This window comes from Bacteroides cellulosilyticus, from assembly GCF_020091405.1.
In the GTDB taxonomy this organism is placed as follows: Bacteria; Bacteroidota; Bacteroidia; order Bacteroidales; family Bacteroidaceae; genus Bacteroides.
In genome coordinates this window covers 1,823,357-1,849,517 of record NZ_CP081903.1, presented here as the reverse complement: position 1 = coordinate 1,849,517, position 26,161 = coordinate 1,823,357, and the positions used below count along the sequence as shown (strand labels likewise).

At 45.6% G+C, this 26,161-nt stretch carries 21 protein-coding genes and 1 tRNA gene; 11 read left to right on the top strand and 11 right to left on the bottom strand.

Going from position 1 to position 26,161, the window contains the following annotated elements; translation table 11 throughout:
- Positions 1-5: 5 nt before the first annotated feature.
- Complete coding sequence (locus K6V21_RS06380; protein ID WP_224321267.1) at positions 6-2,531, top strand: CHAT domain-containing protein; 2,526 nt, start codon at positions 6-8, stop codon at positions 2,529-2,531.
- A 131-nt stretch (positions 2,532-2,662) separates the two neighbouring features.
- Here K6V21_RS06380 and K6V21_RS06375 read toward each other — a convergent pair whose 3' ends face one another.
- The 11 genes from K6V21_RS06375 to K6V21_RS06325 all read right to left on the bottom strand — a co-directional run bounded on the left by K6V21_RS06375 (position 2,663) and on the right by K6V21_RS06325 (position 11,116).
- Positions 2,663-3,907: a DUF4861 domain-containing protein gene (locus tag K6V21_RS06375; protein WP_217714890.1), complete on the bottom strand. Its 1,245-nt coding sequence runs from the start codon at positions 3,905-3,907 to the stop codon at positions 2,663-2,665.
- A gap of 192 nt (positions 3,908-4,099) precedes the next feature.
- Positions 4,100-4,891 (bottom strand): gluconate 5-dehydrogenase, encoded by a 792-nt coding sequence (locus K6V21_RS06370; protein ID WP_224321266.1) that lies wholly within the window; start codon positions 4,889-4,891, stop codon positions 4,100-4,102.
- A gap of 70 nt (positions 4,892-4,961) precedes the next feature.
- The gene (gene kduI, locus K6V21_RS06365; RefSeq protein ID WP_195352641.1) at positions 4,962-5,804 is read right to left on the bottom strand and encodes a 5-dehydro-4-deoxy-D-glucuronate isomerase; all 843 of its coding nucleotides are present in this window, start codon (positions 5,802-5,804) and stop codon (positions 4,962-4,964) included.
- Between the two features lie 220 nt (positions 5,805-6,024).
- Positions 6,025-6,095: transfer RNA gene (locus K6V21_RS06360), tRNA-Gln, on the bottom strand.
- A gap of 104 nt (positions 6,096-6,199) precedes the next feature.
- Positions 6,200-7,492, bottom strand: coding sequence for a tyrosine--tRNA ligase (gene tyrS / locus K6V21_RS06355; protein WP_007219101.1), 1,293 nt, complete (start codon positions 7,490-7,492; stop codon positions 6,200-6,202).
- A 76-nt stretch (positions 7,493-7,568) separates the two neighbouring features.
- On the bottom strand, positions 7,569-8,213 hold the full coding sequence (locus tag K6V21_RS06350; RefSeq protein WP_224321265.1) for a TatD family hydrolase: 645 nt from the start codon (positions 8,211-8,213) through the stop codon (positions 7,569-7,571).
- A gap of 24 nt (positions 8,214-8,237) precedes the next feature.
- The gene (yidD, locus tag K6V21_RS06345) at positions 8,238-8,459 is read right to left on the bottom strand and encodes a membrane protein insertion efficiency factor YidD (protein WP_007219099.1); all 222 of its coding nucleotides are present in this window, start codon (positions 8,457-8,459) and stop codon (positions 8,238-8,240) included.
- Positions 8,456-8,908, bottom strand: coding sequence for a ribonuclease P protein component (gene rnpA, locus K6V21_RS06340; RefSeq protein ID WP_224321264.1), 453 nt, complete (start codon positions 8,906-8,908; stop codon positions 8,456-8,458). The genes yidD and rnpA overlap by 4 nt, the downstream gene beginning before the upstream one ends.
- Before the next feature lie 138 nt (positions 8,909-9,046).
- On the bottom strand, positions 9,047-9,799 hold the full coding sequence (locus K6V21_RS06335) for a uroporphyrinogen-III synthase (RefSeq protein ID WP_195423167.1): 753 nt from the start codon (positions 9,797-9,799) through the stop codon (positions 9,047-9,049).
- 4 nt (positions 9,800-9,803) lie between these two features.
- On the bottom strand, positions 9,804-10,532 hold the full coding sequence (locus K6V21_RS06330) for a DUF4271 domain-containing protein (RefSeq protein WP_007219096.1): 729 nt from the start codon (positions 10,530-10,532) through the stop codon (positions 9,804-9,806).
- Positions 10,529-11,116, bottom strand: a complete 588-nt coding sequence (locus tag K6V21_RS06325) for a TIGR00730 family Rossman fold protein (RefSeq protein ID WP_007219095.1) — start codon at positions 11,114-11,116, stop codon at positions 10,529-10,531. Before K6V21_RS06325 ends, K6V21_RS06330 begins: the two co-directional genes overlap by 4 nt.
- A gap of 176 nt (positions 11,117-11,292) precedes the next feature.
- Between K6V21_RS06325 and K6V21_RS06320 the strand changes: the two genes are divergently transcribed.
- From K6V21_RS06320 to K6V21_RS06275, 10 genes are all read left to right on the top strand, one after another.
- Positions 11,293-11,691 (top strand): hypothetical protein, encoded by a 399-nt coding sequence (locus K6V21_RS06320; RefSeq protein ID WP_224321263.1) that lies wholly within the window; start codon positions 11,293-11,295, stop codon positions 11,689-11,691.
- A gap of 264 nt (positions 11,692-11,955) precedes the next feature.
- A complete protein-coding gene (locus tag K6V21_RS06315; RefSeq protein ID WP_217714895.1) occupies positions 11,956-13,113 on the top strand; it encodes an alpha/beta hydrolase-fold protein in 1,158 nt (385 codons plus the stop codon).
- Positions 13,114-13,141: 28 nt separating this feature from the next.
- Positions 13,142-13,840: an acetylxylan esterase gene (locus tag K6V21_RS06310; RefSeq protein ID WP_224321262.1), complete on the top strand. Its 699-nt coding sequence runs from the start codon at positions 13,142-13,144 to the stop codon at positions 13,838-13,840.
- A gap of 2 nt (positions 13,841-13,842) precedes the next feature.
- The gene (locus K6V21_RS06305; protein WP_224321261.1) at positions 13,843-15,294 is read left to right on the top strand and encodes a family 43 glycosylhydrolase; all 1,452 of its coding nucleotides are present in this window, start codon (positions 13,843-13,845) and stop codon (positions 15,292-15,294) included.
- 262 nt (positions 15,295-15,556) lie between these two features.
- Positions 15,557-18,682, top strand: a complete 3,126-nt coding sequence (locus K6V21_RS06300) for a SusC/RagA family TonB-linked outer membrane protein (RefSeq protein ID WP_224321260.1) — start codon at positions 15,557-15,559, stop codon at positions 18,680-18,682.
- A 21-nt stretch (positions 18,683-18,703) separates the two neighbouring features.
- Positions 18,704-20,425 (top strand): RagB/SusD family nutrient uptake outer membrane protein, encoded by a 1,722-nt coding sequence (locus tag K6V21_RS06295; RefSeq protein ID WP_007661000.1) that lies wholly within the window; start codon positions 18,704-18,706, stop codon positions 20,423-20,425.
- 420 nt (positions 20,426-20,845) lie between these two features.
- A complete protein-coding gene (locus K6V21_RS06290; protein ID WP_034753274.1) occupies positions 20,846-22,783 on the top strand; it encodes a sialate O-acetylesterase in 1,938 nt (645 codons plus the stop codon).
- 10 nt (positions 22,784-22,793) lie between these two features.
- Positions 22,794-23,942, top strand: coding sequence for an alpha/beta hydrolase (locus K6V21_RS06285; RefSeq protein ID WP_115503661.1), 1,149 nt, complete (start codon positions 22,794-22,796; stop codon positions 23,940-23,942).
- A 28-nt stretch (positions 23,943-23,970) separates the two neighbouring features.
- Positions 23,971-24,951, top strand: a complete 981-nt coding sequence (locus K6V21_RS06280; RefSeq protein ID WP_007216415.1) for an alpha/beta hydrolase — start codon at positions 23,971-23,973, stop codon at positions 24,949-24,951.
- 135 nt (positions 24,952-25,086) lie between these two features.
- A complete protein-coding gene (locus tag K6V21_RS06275; protein ID WP_007216416.1) occupies positions 25,087-26,145 on the top strand; it encodes a glycoside hydrolase family 43 protein in 1,059 nt (352 codons plus the stop codon).
- Positions 26,146-26,161 lie beyond the last annotated feature (16 nt).

The window sequence follows — 26,161 nt, the reverse complement described above, 5'->3', positions numbered from 1 at the left end:
CTACTATGGCACGATACATCACGGGAATATTCATCCTACTGCTGGCAAACATCATGCCCCTACAGGCGCAGCGCAAAGAGCCTGAAGTAAAAGCCTGCGAACGCCAGATAGAAAAGCTTCGCAAAGCCCCCGACAACATCACCTTTGCAAGAGAACTTCACCGAACGGCACTCTACTGTTTCAACAGGGGTATGTACGATGAAGCCGCATTGCTCGCTTCGCTCACCGTCCCCTTCAACGTGCAAATCAAAGACTCCATCGGTAAATTGCTGCTGCCCGCCCTGATACAGTCTTTTTCCTTCAAGGAAGAAGACATGAACTACAGCAATTCCCTGAGCGAAGACAACTACAACGCATACGCCCGGCTGGCAAACGCATACACACTGGTGGCAGAAAGCATGATGCACAATGCCCATCTCCGCAGTCATGTCGAGCAAATGCTCAAATCCGCCCTAAACCTATACAAATTTGCGGACGCCAAGTATAATAAGGCTAAGGCTTACACCTTGCAGGGGGATTATTACTATCAGGAGAAACGATATGCCGACGCAATCAAATCCTTCAGGAAAGCTGCCGAACTGGGCGAAAAGGCATTCCTTGAGTTCGAATTGGAAGAACTAAAGAACAGATGGATCATGGCGCTCATCCAACACGGGAAATATAAAGATGCGGAGAAAGTGCTTAGTGAAATAAGAGAAACAGATACGCCCACCCGGACCATAACCGGCCTCAAGGACGCCCTATGCAACCGCGCCTGCATAGCCATCATGAAGAAAGACTACACCACTGCCGAAACTCTGCGCAAGGAAGCGGACAGGAGGTATCATGCATCGATGAATTCAATGAACTTCTACCGGCTGAACGTCCTGCGCAATTTCTTCGACAGTTTCACGCTCGTAGCCCGCTGTTACGAACGGCAGAACGAAATCGGCAAAAGCCTGCAGACATATCGGGAGATGAAAGAATGCCTCATCAATACCTTGGGACGCTATATACCTTATTATACAGATCTGGACCGCACCAACATGCTCTACCTCTTCCAACCCTGGTACGACGAAATGCAAACTTTCGCCTACCGGCATATCAACTACGAAGGTATGGCGGAATTCATGTACGGCAACGCCCAGCTGATGAAACAATTCTTCCTGGTGTCTCCTACCCTATACAGCCCGAAGATGATTACCATGCAAGGCGACGAATACCTGCGGGAACTCAGCCAAAGGCAATCCAAACTTATGCTGACGGAAGACGCCATGAACGTGCACCTCAAGGGGGATTACCTGCCCCATATATTGAGCAATATGCGCTCCATGGCACTGAGCAGGGAAGCCGTGACATATGCGCTGGAGACCGTGGACGAACCTTACCACTGCATCACCGAGTGGGAATCAGTGCGTAAGATTATAGCAGCCGACGCAGAAGTGATGGTGGAGTTCGTCCTGCTTCACCGCCCCGACAACGGTGCGCGGCAATACGCTGCACTCGTCTTTACGGAGGCGGATAAAGCTCCGCACTTTGTCCCGCTATGCGATGAAGAACCGTTAAGAGCAGCCCTCAATGCCCCCGACCATGACCGGCGGAACGACTTCATTCTGAAAAATATCTGGAAGCCCATACAGGCTCATTTCGGCGAGCGAGCTGCAATCTCCCTCTACCCCACTGGGTTACTGAGCACCATCCCTCTTGCCGGAATAGTGGACGACAATAATACATACCTGTGCAATGCCTATGTATTATCGTTCTATCTCTGCGCCACCGACAGGCTGATGAAGAAATATCATCTGTATCCGGAGAAGCAACCGGCCGTCCTGTTTGGTGCGGCAGACTACGGACTTCCGCCCTCCAAACTGGAGAATCCGGTACGGGGACAGGGGTTTCACTACCTGCCATCCTCCAAAAGGGAAATAACATCCGTCTCCGCCCTACTGAAGGAGAAAGGATGCCAGGTGGAAGTGTTTTCCGGAAGACAAGCGACGGAAACCGCATTTAGAGATTTATCCGCCCGGAAAGAGTCACCATTCATACTCCACATTTCCACACATGGTTTCTATCTGCCCTACGACCCGGACATTAATAACAAAGGGTTGAATCAGGAAGGAAAAAGCGGCTATTACAATCCGCTCCTACGCACCGGACTGGCTCTATCGGGTGCAAGCACAGCATGGAAAGACTCCGCCTCACTGAATTTGCCGGATGACGGTCTGCTCACTGCTTACGAGATATTCGGCATGAGTCTGCTAAATACAGAGTTGGTAGTACTATCTGCCTGCAACACCGGACTGGGTGAAATACGTGACGGAGAAGGTGTTTACGGACTCCAACGAGCCTTCCGTTCAGCCGGAGCAAGAAACATGATTATGACTTTGGCGGAAGTACCGGATAAGGAAACAGCCGAATTCATGTCGCTGTTTTATCAGAATTGGAAGTTTAAGACATCCAAACGAAAAGCTTTCATTACAGCACAGTGGGAAATGGTGAAAAGATATCCGAAGGAACCGGAGAAGTGGGCGTACTTCGTGCTGGTTGAATAAGTTTCACCACAGAGTAACACTGAGTCTCACGGAGTTCTATTCTTTTGATTTCAAATTGATTAAACTCTGTGAGACTCAGTGTTACTCTGTGGTGAGAAGATTCATAACTGTACAGATATGAGGTAAAGTGATTACTTTACCGTTACCGTCAGCGGGTTGCGTACCTTCTGAGCATAGTTTGCCATATATGCATTCCATGCTTCCGGTGTCTTGATGTCAGCCTTGTCCCAGGCAGCACCCCAGTAGTAAACATACTCTGAACCCGGTTCGTAATCGCTAATAGCCAATACATGACCATCGGCACCACCACGCAGTTCGTTCTTTTCCTTTTCAGGGAAAAGCAACGACTTAGCTTCTTTTACCGTAGTCGGGAAAGCAGCACCTACGAATATCTTACCGTTATTATTATTCACATTGTCCGTAGGATCCACATAAGTGATATAGCCGGCAGCAGCATCAGCTACAACAGCACCATCCGGTTCGTGCAATACGATACCTGTAGCCACGGGAGTAGTCTCTTTCAGATTATCAAAAGAAACCGCAGTCTTGTTCAGGTGAGAGCCTGCATCCAGCGTGATAACACGTGTTTCAACCACTGTTGAGTCACCCTTAATAGTCAGCGGATTGTAAACCAGCTTCACAGTGAAACGCAACGGACCGTTGTCCAGGATATCCTGTGTAGCGTAGCAATACGGATAAACGATTTCACCGTCGGGCATCAAAGCAGCAGTACCGCCACCCAGCGTAGGACCTACTTTATAGCAGTCCAGACCATTTCCGTGGTCCACGTGATAAGATACCGATTGATACAATTCCTGTGCAGCTTTCGGGTCTGTCTTCTTCAATTCAGCGATCTTTGCTTTAGTCTCCGGATTCAGTTCACCTGCATAACGGGCTTCTACAACCGGTTCGGTGGTATTGTACTTCGTCCAAACATCATAACCGAAAGCACGTTCGCCAGTCTTTTGCAAAGCCGGACCATACGCACGGAAAGCAACCAGGTCATTTTCCCAGGCTACATCGTCCACACGTTCAGGATAATATCTACCGCAAGCCTTTACTGCAAAAGCTTCAGGTGTACCTGTCTGAATGGTATAAACAGCCGTACCGTTAGCAGCTACGCTTGCAGGGAAAATCACTTTTTCATCATAAGTAATCTGATAGGGGACTTGTTGTCCGTCAGCATTCAGAACCACAATCTGTGCTGTGTCAGCCAGTTTCAGTTGGTTGGCGATGTCGCTCATAGCCACCTCAACCATTTCATTGGAACGCTCCATTGCCAAAGGATTGCTTACCGTTACGGTAACTACATCCTTAGTGTTGGTGCAGGCAAAACAGAATAAAACTGTTGCCACTAAAAGGAATAACTTTTTCATATTGCTTAATCAATTTGCTTTTTTAGTCAACAAGACCTCAGAGAAACACCTTTCAGTTGACAAGGCTTCAGGGAACAAGTTGACAAGGAAAGGATATTAGTGTAAAGCAAACAAGGTTTCAGCCCCAAGTCAGCCGGAAGGGTATTCCCTCCTCAACAACTTGTTCCCTGAAACCTTGTCAACTAATTATTATTAAGGTTGTTTACCGATGTAAGCCAGGATACCGCCGTCAACGTAGAGTACGTGACCGTTTACGAAATCAGAAGCGTCGGAAGCCAGGAATACGGCAGGGCCCATCAAATCTTCAGGAGTACCCCAACGTGCAGCCGGAGTCTTGGCAACGATAAATGCATCGAACGGATGGCGTGAACCGTCAGCTTGCGGTTCGCGAAGCGGTGCAGTCTGCGGAGTAGCGATATAACCCGGGCCGATACCATTACACTGGATGTTGTATTCACCGTACTCGGAAGCGATGTTACGAGTCAGCATCTTCAGTCCACCCTTGGCAGCAGCATAAGCAGATACAGTCTCACGACCCAACTCACTCATCATAGAGCAGATGTTGATAATCTTGCCGTGGCCTTTCTTTATCATAGAAGGAATGACAGCTTTTGATACAATGAACGGAGCATTCAAATCCACATCAATCACCTGACGGAACTCAGAAGCCTTCATTTCGTGCATCGGGATACGTTTGATGATACCTGCATTGTTCACCAGGATATCAATCACGCCCACTTCTTTCTCAATCTGGGCAACCATAGCGTTTACTTGGTCTTCGTTCGTCACGTCGCATACATAACCTTTAGCATCAATGCCTTCAGCCTTGTAAGCAGCCAGACCTTTGTCCACTAATTCTTGTTTGATGTCGTTGAACACGATTTTTGCACCGGCTTGCGCATAGGCAGTTGCCAGAGCGAAGCCAATTCCGTAAGAAGCACCGGTTATAAGTGCTACTTTGCCTTCTAATGAAAAGTTTACCATAATTTATTTACTTAGGTTTATTAATAACTTGTTTCTAATTACGATTCAAAGTCTCGGTTTACTCAATTTATTACTTCAGGTCGGTAATCAAAGAGAAGTCCTGATCTCCATAGTCCAGGTTTTCACCACCCATACCCCAGATAAAGGTATAGTTGTGAGTAGCGGCAGCAGAGTGGATAGACCATTCGGGAGACAATACAGCCTGGTCGCCCTTCATCCATACGTGGCGGGTTTCGTCAACTTCGCCCATGAAGTGGCAAACTGCATGTTCTTCGGGTACTTCAAAATAGAAGTAAGCTTCCATACGACGGCTATGCACATGTGCCGGCATCGTATTCCATACGCTGCCCGGAGCAAGTTCCGTCATACCCATCTGCAACTGGCAAGTAGGCAATACCTGATTCACCAGCATCTTATTTATATTACGATGGTTAGAACCTTCCAGGCTACCCATTTCAGCAACTACAGCATCAGCTTTGGTCACTTTCTTATCAGGATAGTTGCGATGAGCAGTCAGTGAGTTGAAGTAGAACTTGGCGGGATTCTTTTCGTCCTTGCTTTCGAAAGTTACTTCACGGTCGCCCGAACCCAGGTAGAGAGCTTCTTTAAAATCCAATTCGAATACAGCGTCACCGGCTTTCACTACACCGGGGCCGCCTACATTATAAATACCCATTTCACGACGGGTCAGGAAGAAAGGAGCCTTCAACGGATCGATAGCTTCCAGTTTCAACACTTCGCCCACGGGCATTGCACCACCCACAACCATACGGTCGTACATGGAATATACCATATTTACTTCGTTAGCAGAGAAGACCTTTTCGATAAGAAAATCACGACGGATACGCTTGGTATCATAACTTTTTGCGTCTTCGGGATGCGCTGCATAGCGAATTTCATAGTTCGTTTTCATAATTCTATTACGTTTTAAAGTTGATAATAATCGGTTATTGGCATACTTCGTTTACGTACACGATGCAAATGTAGGAAAAGTAAACGAAGAAACATTGTGTTTTTGTACCAATTATATAGTAATATTGTTCAAATGGAAGAAAATAGAAGTTCTTTAACAGAAAATAATACAAAAAAAGAGCTCCACAGAGATAATCCTCTATAGAGCTCTTTCATTTTAGTTGTCCCACCAAGATTCGAACTTAGACAAACAGAACCAAAAACTGTTGTGCTACCATTACACCATGGGACAAACACGGGGTGCTTTCTGTTAAAAAGCGGTGCAAAGATAAAAGTATGCCCCGAAATATCCAAATATTTCGAGGCATTTTTTCTTATTTGCTACTAATTTGCCTTTTATTTGGCTATAATCAGGTAGTAATTCTTCTTTCCGCGCTGCACAAGCAGATATTTTTCATCCAAAAGGTCAGCAGAAGTAATCACTTGGTCGAAGGCTTCCAGCTTCTCTTTATTGAGAGAAACGCCGCCACCTTGCACCAATTTACGCATCTCACCTTTGGAGGCAAAAACGGCTGCATTATCCGTGAACAGATCGACAGCTTTCACACCGGCAGACACAGCATCCTTGGAAACCTCAAACTGGGGAACACCTTCGAACACAGCCAGCAGGGTATCTTCATCCAACTTCTTCAATGCATCGGAAGTTGCATTGCCGAACAATATATTAGACGCATCCACCGCTGCATTATAGTCTTCTTCGGAATGAACCATAATAGTCACCTCTTTTGCCAAACGTTTCTGAAGAACACGCAAGTGCGGTGCAGCTTCATGCTCAGCCGTCAAGGCTTCAATCTCCTCTCTTGACAGGGAAGTGAATATCTTGATATAGCGTGCTGCATCAGCATCACTCACATTCAACCAGAACTGATAGAATTTATACGGAGAAGTATAACGGGGATCAAGCCAGATATTGCCGGATTCAGTCTTGCCAAACTTACCACCGTCAGCCTTCGTTATCAGCGGACTGGTCAGTGCAAATACTTCGCCACCATTGGTACGACGAATCAGTTCGGCACCTGTCGTGATGTTACCCCATTGGTCGGAACCACCCATTTGCAGTTTGCAACCTTTGGTTTCATACAGATGTAGGAAGTCGTAGCCTTGCAATAACTGATAAGTGAATTCCGTGAAAGACAAACCGTCACGAGCCTCACCGTTCAGACGCTTCTTTACAGAATCTTTCGCCATCATGTAGTTCACAGTGATATGCTTACCTACTTCACGGGCAAAGTCAAGGAAAGTGAAGTTCTTCATCCAGTCATAGTTATTCACCAATTCTGCACGGTTAGGAGCATCGGATTCGAAATCCAGAAACTTGCTCAACTGCTTCTTCATACCATCCAGATTGCGTTGCAGGATTTCTTCTGTGAGCAGATTACGCTCTGCCGACTTACCGGAAGGATCACCAATCATACCCGTAGCACCACCGATCAGTGCCATCGGCTTGTGTCCGCAACGTTGGAAATGACGCAGTATCATTACACTGCAAAGATGTCCAATGTGCAATGAATCCGCCGTAGGGTCAAAACCTATGTATGCGGTCACTTGTTCCTTAGCCAGAAGTTCTTCCGTACCAGGCATCATATCGTGGAGCATGCCACGCCATCTCAATTCTTCTACAAAATTCATCGAATGATTAACTATTTAAATATTTGATATACTTTGTAATTGCAAAAGTACGACTCTTTATCTGAACTAACAACTCTTATTGCCTAAAAAAGATTTCGCTCACATTCTTACGAATCGTTCTCCTGAGTTCCTCAAGGGGAGTTTTACGGAGGATGGCAGCCCGTTCATAAAGCGTATCGACAGATGCCGTACTTTCATCCGTCTCAATAAACAACCGTTCAGACGGCATTATACGCAACGCTTCCTCCTGATATTTCTCTCCGAAAGAAAGATAGAAACCATGTCGGAGATATTCTTCTGCAAGAGCCGCTTTTCCACGAAACCCGTGAATAATCCACGGTTTCACCGGTCGTATCTTCTGTTTCAGTTTCAGAAGTTCATCTACCGCTTTCACCAGATGAATGATTAACGGCTTATCCGCCTCTTCGGCCAGACGTGCCTGATATTCAAACACTTCTATCTGCAAAGTCAAAGGTGCTTCAGCCAATTTATCCAATCCGGCCTCACCCACAGCCAACACCTGGGGATGATCCAGTAATTCTTCAAAACGGGCCTTACTGTCATTCAGGGAAGCTGCGAAAGAAGCGATATACCACGGATGTATTCCCACAGAATACCAGCCTTCCGTTTGCGGAACAAACGATTCGGGGAAACAGTTCACAATAGCCGTTCCGGGCACTTGTGGCCGCCGATGTGTATGTATATCAACAGGAATTATCATGCGAATAGTACAGGAAATAGTTTTTTATGGAACGGGATCATATCCGGAACCTCCCCAGGGGTGGCAGCGCAAAATACGCCGGATTGCCAGATACAGCCCTTTGAACGGTCCATGTTTCTTTATCGCCTCAACGGCATATTGCGAACAGGTAGGGGTGAAACGGCATGAAGGGGAAGTCAGGGGCGAAATACACTTCTGATAGAAATAGATGGGAAGCAACAGCAGGTATGAAAGCAGCTTTTTCATGACTGCCCTGCGCTACCGGTTTCCTCAGCAGACGCAGCATTTTCTCCGGCTTTCTGCACAGCAACATCTGCCAATACTTTCTCCGTGATACGTGCCAATGCAACCTTCATCCTTTCCTCTATCTCCACCGAATCGACTAACCGGTCGGAAAGATAAATGAAAGCCACAGCAAGTTGCCGTCCTTCATCCTGAAGCGTCTGCAATAATCCATGCTTATTTTTCCGGTACGCCTCACGTATCTGACGTTTCACACGGTTACGCTTTACCGCCCGTTTAAAACGACGCTTTGACACACTGACAAGTATGGAAACAGGCGCTTCCAACTCCTCTACCGGCAGATACACCACACGCAGAGGAAAGACGGAAAACGAACGTGCGCCGCCTGAAAACATCTTGTCGATGACTTTCTTCTTATCCAGCCTTTCGGACTTGTGCAGGGTATTAAGCATTCTTAGCTACGAGTTACAAGCTACGAGCTACAAGTAGTTCGCAGTAAATAAGTTACGAGCTACAAGTTTAAGCTGTAAATGACATGCTGCTTCCGCATGGCACTTGTAGCCCGTAGCTTGTAGCTCGTAACTCTAAAATTATTTTCCTTTGTTATTCTCCTTGATGAACATATCCAGCGCAGCCGTCATAGAAGGCGCCTGTACACTGGGAGCTTCCAAGTCGAGGCGGAGTCCGGCATCACGTACAGCCTGGGCAGTAGTGGAGCCAAACGTACCGATTTTGATTTCTTTCTGTTGGAAGTCCGGGAAGTTCTTCTTCAAAGAAGTCACTCCTGCAGGGCTAAAGAACACCAACATATCATAATCAAACTCTTCTTCTGAAGTAAAATCATTACTTACTGTGCGATACATAACAGCTTCTGCGTTCTGTATCTTGTTTTTATCCAAGAGATTCTTAATCTCATCCGTATGTACATCCGACATCGGAACCAGATACTTTTCGGTCTTGTGCTTAACAATAGAAGGCAACAAGTCTTCAAACTTTCCGGTATTTCCAAAGAAGATCTTACGTTTGCGGTATTGCACATACTTTTGGATGTACAATGCAACAGCTTCTGTCACACAGAAATACTTCATAGTTTCCGGTATGGTTACACGCAATTCTGTACACAGGTGGAAGAAATGGTCAATAGCATGACGCGATGTGAAGATAACTGCTGTGTAATCCAGAATAGACACTTTCTGCTGTCTGAATTCTTTAGCAGATACACTTTCCACCTTAATAAACGGGCGAAAATCGATTTTCACACCGTACTTCTGGGCGATGTCGTAGTAAGGAGATTTCTCTGATGCCGGTTTCGGCTGCGACACAAGTACTTTCTTAATTTTCAACGTCCTAAAAATTTATTATCAAATAATCATTTAGTTGTAACACACCTCGATACATGATAAAACAAGGTATGATTTCAAGGGCACAAAAGTACAAAATTAAAAGCAAAATGCCATATAAATTGCCACAAAAAAGCTTTATCCACTTATATAACATCAATATTTTAGTAAAAAAGACCAAAAATAAACCGATTATCACAGTTGCCTGAAGACTTAAATCGAAGTAAACAAGGAACAAAGCAAACGGGAAAAGGGTAAATCCAAGGTAGTAAAGTAGAGTAGAATAGGACTCCATCCAAAGACCGGTACGACTCGCGTCAAAAAAAATCCAGCCCAGAAAAGAGTAAGTCACCCACTTCCAGAAAAGATAAAGCAAAGCCAGTACGAGATATCCCCCGAGCAAAACGTAAGGAGAGACGTGTTCGCCCAACTCCGGCCTGACATCAACAAAATAGTTGAAAGTACAGACGGAAGCCAACACACAAGTCTGTAGAATCAGCAACAACATATAGCGCATATCCGTAGCGGTGGTAGCGGCAAAGATGCTGGTTCGTTCACGATTGAGAAGGAAGTCCTTCACCAACTGCACCAGGAACTTGCGACTGCGGGACAATACATAGGCTGACATGAAAAAGCAGCACAACAGGAGCACTGTGATCCCATCGTCCAACTTAGGAGAATAAGGAATGGGCATCCCCTCAAAACCCGCTATCCATGTCAACAAGAGCCCGATCATATTGCCGCAAACTTACGTATGGAACTATCCCAGACAGGTATGGTATGAATCAGTTCGACAGCTTCCTGCGGAGTGCTTGCTACGTGCCAGATGGCACCGTGCTGCTGCCTCATAAAGTTTTCGTCCATAGCACGCTGCAACATAGCCAGGAGGGGATCGAAAAAGCCGTTAGTGTTTAAGATGACAACAGGATTCAGGTAGAGACCCAGTTGTTTCCAAGTGATAATTTCCAGTAATTCTTCCAAAGTGCCGCATCCACCGGGCAATGCGATGACAGCATCGCTCAGATCCGCCATTTTTTGCTTGCGCTGGTGCATGTTTTCCACTTCTATCATCTCCGTAAGCCCCTTGTGTTGCCAGCCTTGCTCCACCATAAAATGAGGAATAACACCGGTCACCTCTCCGCCTGCCGCCAGCACTGCATCAGCGGTAGCACTCATCAATCCGATGCCTCCCGCGCCATTTATCAGACGGATGTGGCGCTGTCCCAACAAAGTACCCAATTCGCGGGCGGCTTCAAAATAAGCGGAATCAATCTTGGTGCTCGAAGCACAATATACGCATACGGAAGTTATCTTATTCATGGAAATTGCTATACCTTATATTATTAATGTGCACAAAGGTATGGATTTTCAGCGATATCTTAAAAATATCACTAATTTTGTGAGCACAAAGTACTGCTTTATAAAAAGCCGGAATTGTCAAAGCTCCGAGAAACAATTAACCGGATTTACCATCACCTATAAAAACATAGATAATTATGATTAAACAAGATTACCTGATACGAATGATTCAAGAGATCATTTCTTTGATTGTGAACGCCCTGCTCAAGAAAAAGAAGTATCGCTGGAATGAATGGACTGAATATGACGGTCTGACCCGGCAGATATTAGGCTTCCCTACCGATGAGCTGTTAAGTATGGATACGCAAGAACTGGTAGACCGGTATAAAGGCGATCCCAATGAAATGGGGAAAATAGAACTTGCCGCCATGACTATGCTGAAGATATCTGATGATATGGAAGCAGACGACTTGCTGCGGAAATCCAAGCTTCATCAGGATGGGCTTGAATTATTGAAGTATGTACAGAAGAAGAGCAATAGTTTTTCTATCCAGCGGGTACAACTGATTAATATGCTGGAGACATCGCAAGCGTAAGGCATAAAGTTAAGGTGACTTTGTTGTACTAAATCCCTTCCATATAAGGCAAAAGACGGGTTATAATCCCCTTCCTATTCAATATCAGGAAGGGGATTTTTCTTTCTATCCGGTGGATTAATCTTACCCTCCTAAAAAAATCCTCCCCGAAAGTAAAATAGTAATCCAGCACAAAGCATTAGCAGAGTAATTTTACGCTCAACATCCACTGAATAGACAAATTCACTGAATCATTAATTTTATATCTAATTTATTCTAATGCTTATGAAAAATGTATTGAAACTTATTTTTTCTTCTTTGTTAGTACTCCCATTCACAATGAATGCCCAGCAACAAGATTTTCCGGCAGGAACCACTCCCAATGAGCATAACATCAATGGGGCTGATTATCCCCGTATAGGTGAGGACAGACGTGTACACTTCAGGATACACGCTCCCAACGCCCAGAAAGTAGAAATCAGTTTCCGAGGTGAAATGACCAAAGAGGCAGACGGATATTGGTCGCTCGTATCAAAAGAACCTGAAGTAATAGGCTTCCACTACTATCAGGTTATAATAGACGGAGTAAGTGCCGCCGATCCCAATGGCAAACCATTCTTCGGTATGGGCAAATGGGTAAGCGGTATTGAAATCCCGGAGAAAGGTGTGGACTACTATTCCATCAAGAACGTGCCTCACGGACTGATCAGCCAAAGCTGGTACTACTCTGATATCCGCAAAGAATGGCGCAGATGTATCGTCTATACTCCAGCGGAATATGACAAGAACCCTACCAAGAAGTATCCGGTGCTCTACCTGCAACATGGTATGGGAGAAAACGAAACGAGTTGGGCAAACCAGGGCAAGATGAATTTCATTATGGATAACCTGATTGCCGAAGGTAAAGCCAAACCAATGATCGTAGTCATGGACAATGGCAATATCGAGGTGTTCAAGACCAATCCGGGTGAAACTCCTGACGGTGCAAGAAAAAGATTCGGTGCAGAATTTCCTGCTATCTTAGTGAATGAAATCATTCCTCATATCGACTCCAATTTCCGAACACTGACCGATAGGGACAACCGTGCCATGGCCGGACTTTCCTGGGGCGGACTTCTTACTTTCAACACTACCCTGAACAATCTGGATAAGTTTGCCTATATCGGCGGATTCAGCGGAGCAGGCAGCATCGATCTGAAGCAACTCGATACCGTGTACGGCGGGGCATTCAAAAATCGTAAAGCATTCAACGACAAGGTACACGTCTTCTTCCTGGGTATCGGTTCGGAAGAACATCCCGAAAGAACCAAGAACCTCAGTGACGGCTTGCAGGCCGCAGGAATCAATACAATCTATTATGAGTCTCCGGGCACTGCCCACGAGTTCCTGACCTGGCGCAGATGTCTGAAAGAGTTTGCTCCCCTATTATTTAAAACGAAATAATGTATAATCAATAAAACAGACTATAACGATGAATATCTTCCATCGAAAATCATTGTTGGCGGCTTGTATCGCGGCTATGATGGGGTTACATGGCTATGCTCAAAAGAATGAAGCGTCCCCCCGGTTGTCAGACTACTTTTCTCCGGCAACCACGAATATGATTTCACCTGACAGTGAGGGCTTTATCCAGCGCTGGCTGTTGCTGGAACCCATCGACAAGCCCAACCGTTCCAACACGGTCTTTACCGACAGTTACATTCGCGAAGCATTTGCAACCGAGTATTTTCCCAATCAATTCACCGTTCTGCCCAAAGACGGGGATAAAGTGAAAGTAGGCAAACAAAAGCTAACCTGGCACGCGCTCGACAGCAAGCTGTTCAACGTGAAGCTCTTCCGTTTTGCCTCCGGCCTGAAGAAACAAGTGTACGGCGTGCTGTTCTGGGCAGTCACAGTCATAGAATGTCCCGAAGACATGGAGAACATCCGGATGTCAGTAGGTTCCAACTCCGCATCCATGTGGTGGCTGAACGGTGAGGAAGCCGTTATTCTTTCGGGCGACCGGCGTATGGTCAAGGATGACTGCCTTTCGCGCCGGCTGACTTTAAAGAAGGGCAAGAACATCATTCGCGGAGCCATCATCAACGGTCCCGGAATGAGTGATTTCTGTGTTCGCTTCCTCAATGAGAATGGAACACCCGTTAAAAACATTACTATCAGCTATAAATGATCATGAAAACAAAAGCTATACTTCTGGGCACGGCAGCCCTGATGTTTGTATTGACATCTGAAAAAGCAATTGCACAAATCGGCACTCCATACATCCACGACCCGTCCACTATCATGGAGTGCGATGGTAAATATTACACTTTCGGCACAGGTGGAGGCGGATTGATATCTGAAGACGGCTGGACATGGAATGGTGGTGGAGTAAGGCCCGGCGGAGGCGCCGCACCCGATGCCGTGAAAATTGGCGACCGCTATCTGATTGCTTACAGTGCCACAGGAGGAGGGCTCGGCGGAGGACACAGCGGTAAAGTATTAACCATGTGGAATAAAACTCTAGACCCCAATTCCCCGGATTTTAAATATACGGAGCCTATAGAAGTGGCCTCCTCAGTGAATGATGAAGATTGCGATGCCATTGATGCCGGACTTCTGCTCGACCCGACAGACGGACGCTTGTGGTTGTCTTACGGCACGTATTTCGGCTTTATCAGGCTTGTAGAACTCGACCCCGCAACCGGCAAACGGATGGAGGGCAACAAAGAAATCGACATCGCCATTGACTGTGAAGCAACCGATCTGATCTATCGTGATGGCTGGTATTACCTTCTGGGAACACACGGCACTTGCTGCGATGGCCCGAACTCCACCTACAATATTGTTGTCGGCCGCTCGCGCAAAGTGACGGGACCGTATGTCGATAATATGGGAAGAAAAATGCTGGAAGGCGGTGGCAAGATGGTGATTGCCGCAGGTAACCGCCAAACCGGTCCGGGACACTTCGGGCTTTTCAAAGTGGCCGATGGAGTGGAGAAGATGTCATGCCACTTTGAGGCCGATTTCGACCAGGGTGGCCGCAGTGTGCTGGGCATACGCCCGCTTTTATGGAAGAACGGCTGGCCCGTTGCCGGCGAGGTCTTCAAAGAGGGAACGTATGAGATTGAATCCGAGCGTAGAGGGTATGCCCTTGAACTTGCCGTCGATTTTGTACGTATGGAATATACCAGACACCGCTTTTGGGAAAAAGATGACACGCCCGTCGTACCTTTGAAATCGCAGACGTTGGAAGATGTGATCGGGACTTGGCCACAAGGAAAAATCAACGTAAGAATCGGCGATTATATGTTCCGTCCTCATCAGAAGTGGACCATTACTGCCGTGCCCGATGGAGGCGGATATCTGGGCGGCCCTTATTACAAGATTGTGATTGAAGGAACCAATCGCGCACTGGCCGCCACGACAGATGCGGAAGTCGTGACAGTTCCTGAGTTCACGGGAGCCCCCGAACAACTGTGGCGAATCGACCAGTTGACAGACGGCACCTACCGGATCATGCCCAAAGAAGTGCCGGGAACTGACAAGGAACTGGTTCTGGTATCCGTAGGAGACAGCACTCCTTCTCTCGGCGAATTCGATATGAACAGTGATAATTCCAAATGGAATTTCCGTGATCATTAACAACAAACCCTATTACCTTAAAGTGCTATGAACGGGTAACCCCACTCAAAAATAATGAATCGGCTCAGGCAACCAGTTTAAATTAATAATGCGACTCAGCAGTTGTCTTGCCGATTCAGAGTTAAAAAATGAATTGCCTTTCTCTTATATTAATCTTAAATAATTGAAAACTATGAAATGTATGTATGATGATAGCTAGAGAACTATTGTAGCGGTAGCTAATGATGAATGAAAAACGCAATTATTAATTCTTAAACTAATTATGATGAAAAATGTAGTCAAAAAAAATCAGAAGATTCCTTTTCTGTTTATGCTTATGCTTTTGGCATGTATGTCAGCATCGGCGCAATTTCAAGTCAAGGGTACTGTTGTCTCGGCCAATGATTCTGAGCCGATGATTGGGGTGACTATTCTGGAGAATGGAACCCACAACGGTTGTATTACCGACCTCAATGGTAATTATTCTATATCAGTTGAAAGTAGTAATGCTACCCTTGAAGCATCTTTTATAGGGTACAAGTCACAGACTGTAAAAGTGAGTGGTCGTAACGTAATCAACTTCCGTCTGGAAGAAGACACCGAAGTACTTGACGAAGTAGTGGTTGTAGGTTATGGCGTGCAACGCAAGAGTGACCTTACCGGTTCGGTAGCTTCAGTAAAGGCCGATGAGCTGAAAGGTTTGTCTACTACCGATGCTGCCGCTGCTTTGCAAGGTAAGGCATCGGGTGTACAAATTCTGAATGGTTCCGGTAAACCGGGTCAAGGCGCATCAATCCGCGTTCGTGGTTATTCTTCAAACTCAAACAACATCGGTCCTTTGTTGATTGTTGATGGTTTGCAAGTCAGCTCTATCCAATACCTCGATCCTTCTATGATTGAATCAATGGAAGTATTGAAGGATGCTGCTTCGGCTGCTATCTATGGCGCTGAAGCCGGTAACGGTGTTGTTCTTATCACTACTAAATCGGGTAAAAAAGGACGAAGTTCTATTACTTATAGCGGCAAGTGGACTAACCAATCACTCGGTGACGTACCCAGTCTTCTTAACGCTACTCAATTCAAGGACTGGATGACTATGCAGCTTGGCGCTGAATCTGTGAATGCCGCTTTGGCTGATGCTCAAACTCAATACGGATGGGATCCTAATACCAATACAGACTGGTTGAAGGCTTATTTCGAAGATACTTGGGCTCAACAACACACCCTTACTTTAGAAGGTGGCAACGACCGCGGTTCATATTTCTTAAGTGTGAACCATGTGAACCAAGACGGTATCGTTAAGGGTAGCAAAGATAAGTACGAACGTCTTACTGCTCAAATCAATGCCGATTATATGATTAAGGATTGGTTGAAAGTAGGTACCAACACCTCTATTGAGAAATGGAGTACTCGTGGTATATCCGAACAAGGTTATGGTTCTTCCTTCGAGATGCTTCTTTTGATTGACCCGCTGACTCCGCTCTACTGGACAAAACCGGAACAAATGTTGGGTGAATATCGTGACTACTACAATAAAATTCAAGCAGGTGATTCTAACTACACTCTCTTTGGTGATGAAAACGGCTATTATGCTACTTCCTACTTCAACCAACGTCTTGCCGGTGGCAACCCCTTCTCGCAACGCGACCGTTCAGAATCACGCAACAGTGGCGTAAACGTTAATGGTACCGCTTACATGAACGTTACTCCTGTCAAGCAAGTGACTTTCACTTCTCGTTTGGGTTATCGTATCTCCTTCAACAACGAATCTGACTATCAATACCCCTACTACCTCAATGGTCAAACCAAAGGTGACAACTACATTATCTCTGGCGCTAGTAGAAACTCTACTTGGTATCAATGGGAAAACTTCGCCAACTATAACGATATCTTCGCCGGCAAACACGCTGTAGGTGCCATGGCCGGTATGTCATATCGCCAAAGCGATTCAAATTTTGTCAGCGCCAATGCTTCCGGTTCGGACATCCTTAAAGCTTATTCTTCTAACTTCATCTACCTCGATTGTGTAAATGCTAATGAAGGAACAACGAAGAACATCGGCGGCATAAAGGGCACTACTCGAGCACTCTCTTACTTCGGCCGTGTAACTTATAGCTACGACAACCGCTATAGCGTTCAGGCTAACTTCCGTGCCGATGCATTCGACTCTTCTAAACTTTCGAAAGACAACCGTTGGGGTAAGTTCTTCTCTGCATCTGCAGGCTGGACATTCTCAAACGAAAGCTTCTTCAAAGATAACGTCAATCCAAGCATCATGTCATACGGTAAGCTCCGTGCATCTTGGGGACAGAATGGTAACGTAAACGTATTGAGTAACTATGCATATACAGCCGGTATTAATACGAATTCACAATTCTATAACTATGGTTCAACAAGTGCCGTTACTTTTGGTTCAATGCCTAACGGTATTGCCAACCCTAACCTGACTTGGGAAACTTCAGAACAAATCGACTTGGGTGCTGACTTCCGTTTCTTAAACGACAGATTGAGCGTTGGTCTCGACTATTACAAGAAGAATACCAAGGACTTGCTTGTAAGTGCTCCCACTATGCCTGAATCAGGTGTTTCTTCTATGACAATGAACGCCGGTAAAGTTGAAAACAGCGGTTTCGAAGTAGAACTTAGCTGGAAAGACCATATCGGTGACTTCAAATATGGCATATCTGCTAACATGGCCACACTTCACAATGAAGTGACTTACCTCGATCCATCTATCGAACGTATTTCCGGCGCAACTGTTGAAGGTGCATCTCCCGAAGTTGTTCGTTGCTACTTCGAGCAAGGCGAACCCATATGGTACATGCGCGGTTTTAAGTATGCGGGCCGTGCTGCTGACGGTACTGCACAATACTACACCAAAGATGGCGAATTGACCAACGACCCACAAGCTGAGGACATGACCAACATCGGTTCCGGTCTTCCTACTTTGACTTACGGTATTACCTTGAATGCTGAATACAAGGGGTTCGACTTCACTTTGTTCGGTACCGGTGCTGCCGGTAACGATGTCTACTACGGTCTCTATCGTTCAGGCTACAACAACTTATCAGAAGGTATTTATAAAGACTTCAAGTCTGGCAAACTTCCTGACGCAGCTTCTGTAACAGGTAGCGGTACATTCTGGCGTTCATCTGCCATGGTTTACGATGGCTCGTTCTTCAAGATTAAGCAAATTCAACTTGGTTACACATTGCCTAAGAGGATCACCAATAAAGTATTCATCGACAACGCACGTTTTTACGTATCATTGGACGACTTCTTCACATTCACCAAGTATCCGGGTCTCGACCCTGAAACCTGTACAAATGAATACAACTGTCCGGGTCTCGACAAGGGTGCATATCCTATCATGAAAAAGATGGTATTTGGCGTAAGTGTTACATTCTAATTATAATTAATCGAAAGAGATATGAAAAAAATATTTTTATCAATCGCTTTGCTTTCAAGTATGATGTTTACTGCGTGTGAAGACATGCTTGATGTGGAACAGAAAGCAACCAGCAGTACAGCTAACTTCTACAAGACTGATGCGGATGCCGAATCCGCGTTGACAGCCATGTATGCTACTTATATCGGAGAAATCGGTGCTACTGAAGGTATCTGGAATGCATATATCATGGGTCTTAACTACTCTGCCGACGACGTGTTTGCAGCCGGTGGTAACATTGACGACCATGCAGATTTCCGTAGACTTAATGAGTTCCGTTATGATCCCAGCTATGCCCCTATCAGTACGCTTTATAATCACATCTATAAGGCAATCTATTCTGCCAACTTGATAATTCACTATTTTGGTGAAACAGCTGATACTCCTGTTAAGAAACAAGCTGTTGCCGAAGCTAAGGTGATGCGTGCATGGGCACACATGCTGGCTGCACAGGTGTATTATCAGCCCCCTTTGATTGATCACCTCATCACCGATGAAAAACCGGTGAATGCAGAGTCACAGAAGGCTATCTTTGATTGGTGCGTGAAAGAATGTGAAGAGGCTCTTTCTGACTTGCCCGAACGTAAAGGTAAGAATGATCAAGAAGGTGCTTGGGTTGTAACTCAAGGTTTCGCTCGATTCGTAGCCGGTAAGTCTGCTCTTTTTGCAGGTGACAATGCCAAGGTGATTAGCGTAATGAAACCCCTTGTAGAGTCTCAAAACTACGACCTCGTTCCGGGTGAACGTTTCCGTGACTTGTTCCACGTAGAAGGTGATGGTTGTGAAGAAAAGATTTTCGAATTCAACTATGTTACTAATACAGCGGCCGCAGGTGGTACAGACTCATGGAGAGGTGGTAATAATCGTGGCCGTTGGATGGTGGCCAACGTACTCAACTGGCGTGGTGATGATATTAAAGGTGGTGGTACGAGTCCACTTATTTGCTCAGCCGGTGGTTGGGGTGGTGGCTCTATCAATCATGAGTTTGCTCACAAAATGCTGGCAAACGATGGTGACAGCTATCGTCGTAAAGCTACTTTCTTGACTTCTGACGAATTCTTTTACGATGAAAAACTCTGCGGTTGGAAAAGCGATGCTACTTGCACTACTCGCGCAGATAAAGAATTTGACGAAAACCGTGGTATCACCAATACTTATGGTTCATTCTCTCGTAGTGACGTGATGGAAGTGAAGATGATGATGCATCCTAACGACGCTGACCTCTCTGTAGGTGACAACTGTAACAATACAAACCTCTGCATTGCCCGTTTGGGTGAAGCTTATCTGATTTATGCAGAAGCTTGTTTATCAAGTCAGCCGGATGAAGCTAAGAAGTATATCAACAAGATTCAGCAACGCGCAGGTTCAGCAACCGTATCTGCCACTGTTGACCTCGAAGTGCTTCAAAACGAAAAGCAATATGAACTTTGGTTCGAAGGCTGCCGTTGGTTCGACATCGTTCGTTGGGGTATTGCCAAGCAGTGCTACGACAAGGTGCTTGATAACGTTCCTTATCAAACTGACGAATATTGGACTTCCGGTGGCAGTAGACCTCACAAGCTTGTGTATGACATACGTCACCCATATGCCGAAGCTAACATTACACTTAAATTCGTTGAGGGCAAGAACGAATACTGGCCACTTCCACAAAATATAATCGAAATCAACGACCAAATACATCAGGTACGCGGTTGGGCAAATTAATAAAAATGATATTCATTATTTCAATAGGACGATAGATATTATAGGTAAAGTTCATGAGGGCCATACTGAAAGAAATATTAGTATGGCCTTTTTGTCGTTATGAGTAGACCATCAATATATCCGCTTTTCAGCCCTCACATCCTTCACCTTATCTTTTATCCAATTGCCCGATAAGTTCTACTTTTTTATGGAAATGAGCTATAGAGAAAGGTTTATGTTACATGGGAAGTGATTTAAACCGCAAAAAAAGTCTTTCTTTGCAATGCACTTACTGCATTTGAAAGCAAACGAGTAGAAACCTTATAATTGAATAGAATGAAAAAGCTGTTATTATTTATCGCATGCTTGTTTTACGCACTCACCGGCAATGCCGAAAAACTTAGAGCAAATTATTATATTTATTATCAATATAAAATAAAAATGAAAAGTATAAAACTTATTATGGCTTTGTTGGCAGGTCTGCTTCTTACAAGCCTGACTGTATCTGCACAAGATGCAAACTTTTATATCTATCTGTGTCTGGGACAATCGAACATGGAAGGGAATGCCCGCTATGAGGCTCAGGACACATTGGTAAGTCCGCGTTTCCAAGTGTTGTCAGCTGTAGACAATAAAGAATTGGGCAGGGTAAAGGGTAAATGGTATCCGGCACGTGCTCCGCTGTGTCGTCAGCGTACGGGGTTGACTCCCGTAGACTACTTTGGGCGGACAATGATAGAGAACCTTCCGGAAAATGTACGTGTGGGTGTGGTGCATGTAGCAGTGGGCGGCTGCAAGATAGAACTTTTCCAGAAAGACAAGCGCGGGGAATATATCAAGACAGCTCCGCAATGGATGTTGGGTATGCTCAAGGAGTATGACAACGATCCTTATGCCCGCTTGGTGGAGATGGCTAAAATAGCACAGAAAGATGGCGTGATAAAAGGTATCTTATTGCACCAGGGTGAATCGAACACGGGAGAAGAGGAATGGCCTGCAAAAGTAAAGGATGTATATGACAACTTGCTGGCTGATTTAAATTTGAAAGCTGAAGAAGTTCCTTTACTGGCCGGTGAGGTAGTGAATGCCGACCACGGGGGTACTTGTGCCGCCATGAATCCGATCATAGCAACCTTGCCGCAGGTGATAAAGAACTGTGCCGTTGTTTCGTCAAAAGGCTTGAGCTGTGCTGCCGACCATCTGCACTTTGATGCTGCCGGTTATCGCGTTTTGGGCCGCCGCTATGCCGCCGCCATGTTGAAGATGATGGGTAAAGAACTTCCCACTACAGAGGAAATAATGAAGAATACGGTGGAAGCTTCGTCAAACATGCATGGCTGTGATTTTCCGCGTCTGGACAAGGAAAGCCGCGCCTATTTCCGTATTTTCTCGCCCGATGTAAAACGTTTGCAGGTGGATATTTGTGGTAAGAAATATGATATGGACAAGGATGAACATGGTTGGTGGACAGTAAAGACTGATCCGTTGGTAGTTGGTTTCCATTATTATTTCTTGTTGGTGGACGGCTTCTCGGTTATTGACCCTATGAGTTGCACATACTTTGGCTGTAGCCGTATGGCAAGTGGGATAGAAGTGCCTGAGGGTAAAGAAGGCGATTATTACCGCCCACAGAATGTGCCCCACGGACAGGTGCGCACCTGTACTTACTATGCTGAAAGCCAGCAGCGTTTCCGTCGTTGCGTGGTCTATACTCCCGCCGAATATGAAAAAAATACAAAGAAACGCTATCCGGTGCTTTATCTGCAACACGGCATGGGCGAGGATGAAACCGGATGGAGCACACAGGGCTACATGTACAACATTCTCGATAACCAGATTGCCGAAGGTAAATGTGTGCCCATGATTGTGGTGATGGAAAGTGGCGATGTAGAAGTGGGATTCCGCCCGCGTCCCGGAAAGAATGTGAATGATGAACGTAACCTGTATGGTTCTTCTTTTGCCACTCTGATGATAAATGACCTTATCCCGATGGTGGACAAAACATTCCGTACTTATACTGACCGCGAACACCGTGCTATGGCGGGGCTGTCATGGGGTGGCAAGCAAACTTTCGACATTACTTTGACCAATCTTGATAAATTTTCGTATATTGGCAGTTTCAGTGGAGCTATCTTCGGACTGGATGTAAAGAATGCCTTCAATGGAGTGTTTGCTGATGCCGATATTTTCAACAAGAAAGTACATTACTTGTTCCTGGGCTGCGGAACGGAAGAAAATATGGGAACCGCACAACTTATTGAGGCTCTGCAAGGCATGAATATCCGTGTAGCTTCATATAAATCGCAGGGAACAGCCCACGAATGGCTTACCTGGCGCAGATGTCTGAATGAATTTTTACCGAATTTATTTAAGAAGTAATATCTAATTTATGAAGAAACAAATTTTATTTTGGAGTATGATGTCATGGATGGTAAGCGTAGGCTTACCATCTTTTGCGCAGACAGTGGAGGATTTCAAACCATCGGAAGTGAATCAACCGGGGAAGCTTTATCCTCAGGTCAATTCGGAGCGTAAGGTTCGTGTACAAATTTCGGCACCCGAAGCAAAGGTAGTACAGCTCGATTTGGGTGGCGTGAAGTATGACCTTACCAAAGATGAAAAGGGTGTGTGGACAGGCGAGTCCGCTCCGCAACAGGAGGGATTCCATTATTACCAGCTGAATGTGGACGGAGCAGCTGTTCCTGATCCGGGTACCATTTATTTCTATGGAGCGGGTCGTTGGGGCAGTGGTATAGAGGTTCCGGCTCATGATGCCGATTTCTATGCCTTGAAAGATGTTCCTCACGGCTTGCTGAGTGAGATGAATTATTATTCCAATCTGACAAAAGCATGGAGGCGTTGTTTTGTTTATACTCCGGCGGGATATGGGGATAATAAAGATAAACGTTACCCGGTGCTTTATCTGCAACATGGTAGTTTTGAGGACGAAACGGGATGGGGAAGACAAGGTAAGACCAATTTGATTCTGGACAATCTGATTGCCGCCGGAAAGGCAGTTCCTATGTTGGTGGTAATGGACAATGGATACGCTACGAAGCCCGGTGAAAAGTCGCCTTTTGCTGCTTCTATTTTTGAAGAAGTGCTGATGAACGAAGTCATTCCGATGATTGATGCTAAGTTTCGTACCTTGTCCGGTCGTGAAGACCGCGCCATTGCAGGATTGTCGATGGGGGCTAACCAAACTATGCATATTGCCATGAATAATCCCGGGCATTTTGCCTATTATGGTGGTTTCAGTGGTACGTCCAATTATCCGAGTACCGAACCGCTGGATGCAACTACTTTCCTTAATGGGAAGTTTAAAGATGCTAAGGCTGTAAACGCTCAGTTTAAGGTTTTCTTTCTGGGACTTGGTACGGCCGAACCGCATCCTTTCCCCGGAGTAGTGAAGGCTTTCCGGCAGATGATGGACAAACAGGGAATTAAATATGTGTATTATGAATCTCCCGATACGGCCCATGAATGGCTCACGTGGCGCAGAGCATTGAATGAGTTTGCTCCGCTTCTTTTTAAATAATTGTCAACTTTTTAATAAACTGAAAAATATGAAACTTGTTTTTGGATTTGTGTGTGCGTTGTTCTATTCATTCATGTCTTTCGGACAGATTACGCAATGGACTGATATCAACTATGCTAATGACAGTCTGGAGGGACATAAACTCGATATTTATCTGCCCGATGGAGGACAGACTGAATATAAAGTGGTGGTCTTGATCTACGGTAGCGCCTGGTTTGCCAATAATATGAAGCAGATGGCTTTCCAGGCGATGGGGAAACCGTTGCTCGACGGGGGATTTGCGGTGGTTTCCATCAACCATCGTTCCAGTGGCGATGCGAAGTTTCCGGCGCAGATCAATGATGTGAAGGCAGCTGTGCGCTTTATCCGTGCCCATGCTGATGAATACCGGCTCGATACATCCTTTATCGGTATCACCGGATTTTCATCGGGCGGCCATTTGTCTTCACTGGCCGGCACTACCAATGGAGTCAAAGTATATAAGGTGGGTGATACGGAGATGGACATCGAAGGAAATGTGGGAGATTGCACTTCCTTTAGCAGCCGGGTGGATGCAGTGGTGGATTGGTTCGGACCGATAGACATGACGCGCATGGAAAACTGTGCTACGACCAAAGGGGTAGATTCACCTGAGGCGGCCTTGATAGGAGGGACACCGGCTGAACACATGGATGTGCTGACCCTTTTGAATCCGATGACTTATATCGACGAAAAGGACCCGAAGTTTTTGGTGATTCATGGGGATGCCGATACCGTTGTTCCTCATTGCCAGAGTGTCTTCTTTAAAGATGCTTTAAGTGCAAAAGGACGATTGGAAGAGTTTATTACCGTACCCCAGGGACAGCACGGTCCTATAACTTTCAATGAGCAGACTTTTAAAAAGATGACTGAGTTTTTCAGGAAGCAGGCTGCCATGGATTTGTGTCCTGCAAATATAACACTTGTGCCACATATACGCCCTGGCAGCAAGAAAAATCCTCCTCAAAAACAGTTTTATACCCTTTATTAAGGGGATTACCTGTTATTTTTGCACTTAACATTAACATTCGAATAGTTATTTTGGAAAGTATCATAGCCGGCCCAGGCTTGATATTCAAATGATGCTTCAAATAATACAGATGTAGTTTTAATAATACTTGCAACTATGAAGATACTGTTTCATTTCACAATAACTCTGTTCGTTCTTAGTCTGGTTGCCTGTAACCAGATTAAGAGCCCGGAACCGGTAAAGCAATATGCATTTATCGGCGGCAAGGAAGGAGATAAGATAGACACCACTTGCTTTGACTCTTTGCAGCTAAGCGATCCTTTTATCCTGGCCGATGAAGAAACACAAATGTATTATCTGGTTGGAAGTGGCGGTAGTTTATGGAAAAGCACGAATCTAAAGATGTGGACAGGCCCCTATCAATACATTACTGTAGATACAACCTCCTGGATTGGGACCGCTCCAAGAATATGGGCCCCGGAGCTCCATAAATATAAAGACAAATACTATTGTTTTGTCACCTTCACCAATCCCAAGATCATAGTAGACACTGTACCTAACAGATACAATGTACAACGCCGTGCTACCCATATCCTTACTTCCGACAAAGTAGCAGGCCCCTACCACCCCATCAGCGACAAGAACTACCTGCCGGAAGGCTGGTCTACACTCGACGGTAGTTTCTGGGAAGAAGACGGAGTGCCCTATATGGTATTTTGTCACGAATGGATGCAAACCGTAAACGGTATAATCAACTACATCCAACTTGCTCCGGATCTATCAGAATCAATGGGAACCTCTACCACCCTTTTCAGAGCATCCGATGCTCCATGGCCAAGAGAAATGAAATCGATAGGTGAGCTCACTTTCGGTATGGCGCTAGAAGGCTACGTGGCAGACGGCCCATTCCTATTCCGGACGGGTACGGGACGTTTAGGTATGCTATGGTCCAGTTGGAACAACAACCGTTGTGCGCAGGGAGTAGCTTACTCCAAGTCGGATAAACTTGCCGGTCCCTGGGTTCAGTGCAATACTCCTCTGATATCCAATAACTCAGGGCACGGTATGTTGTTCCGTACATTCGACGGAAAGTTGCTGATGTGTCTGCATCACCAAAGCCTCGACTCCGAGAACCCGGGGCCACGAAAACCAACATTGTTCGAGGTCGATATTTCGGGAGACGAAATTAAAATACTGGAGAAATATCATCCTTAGATAAAAACATAATTTT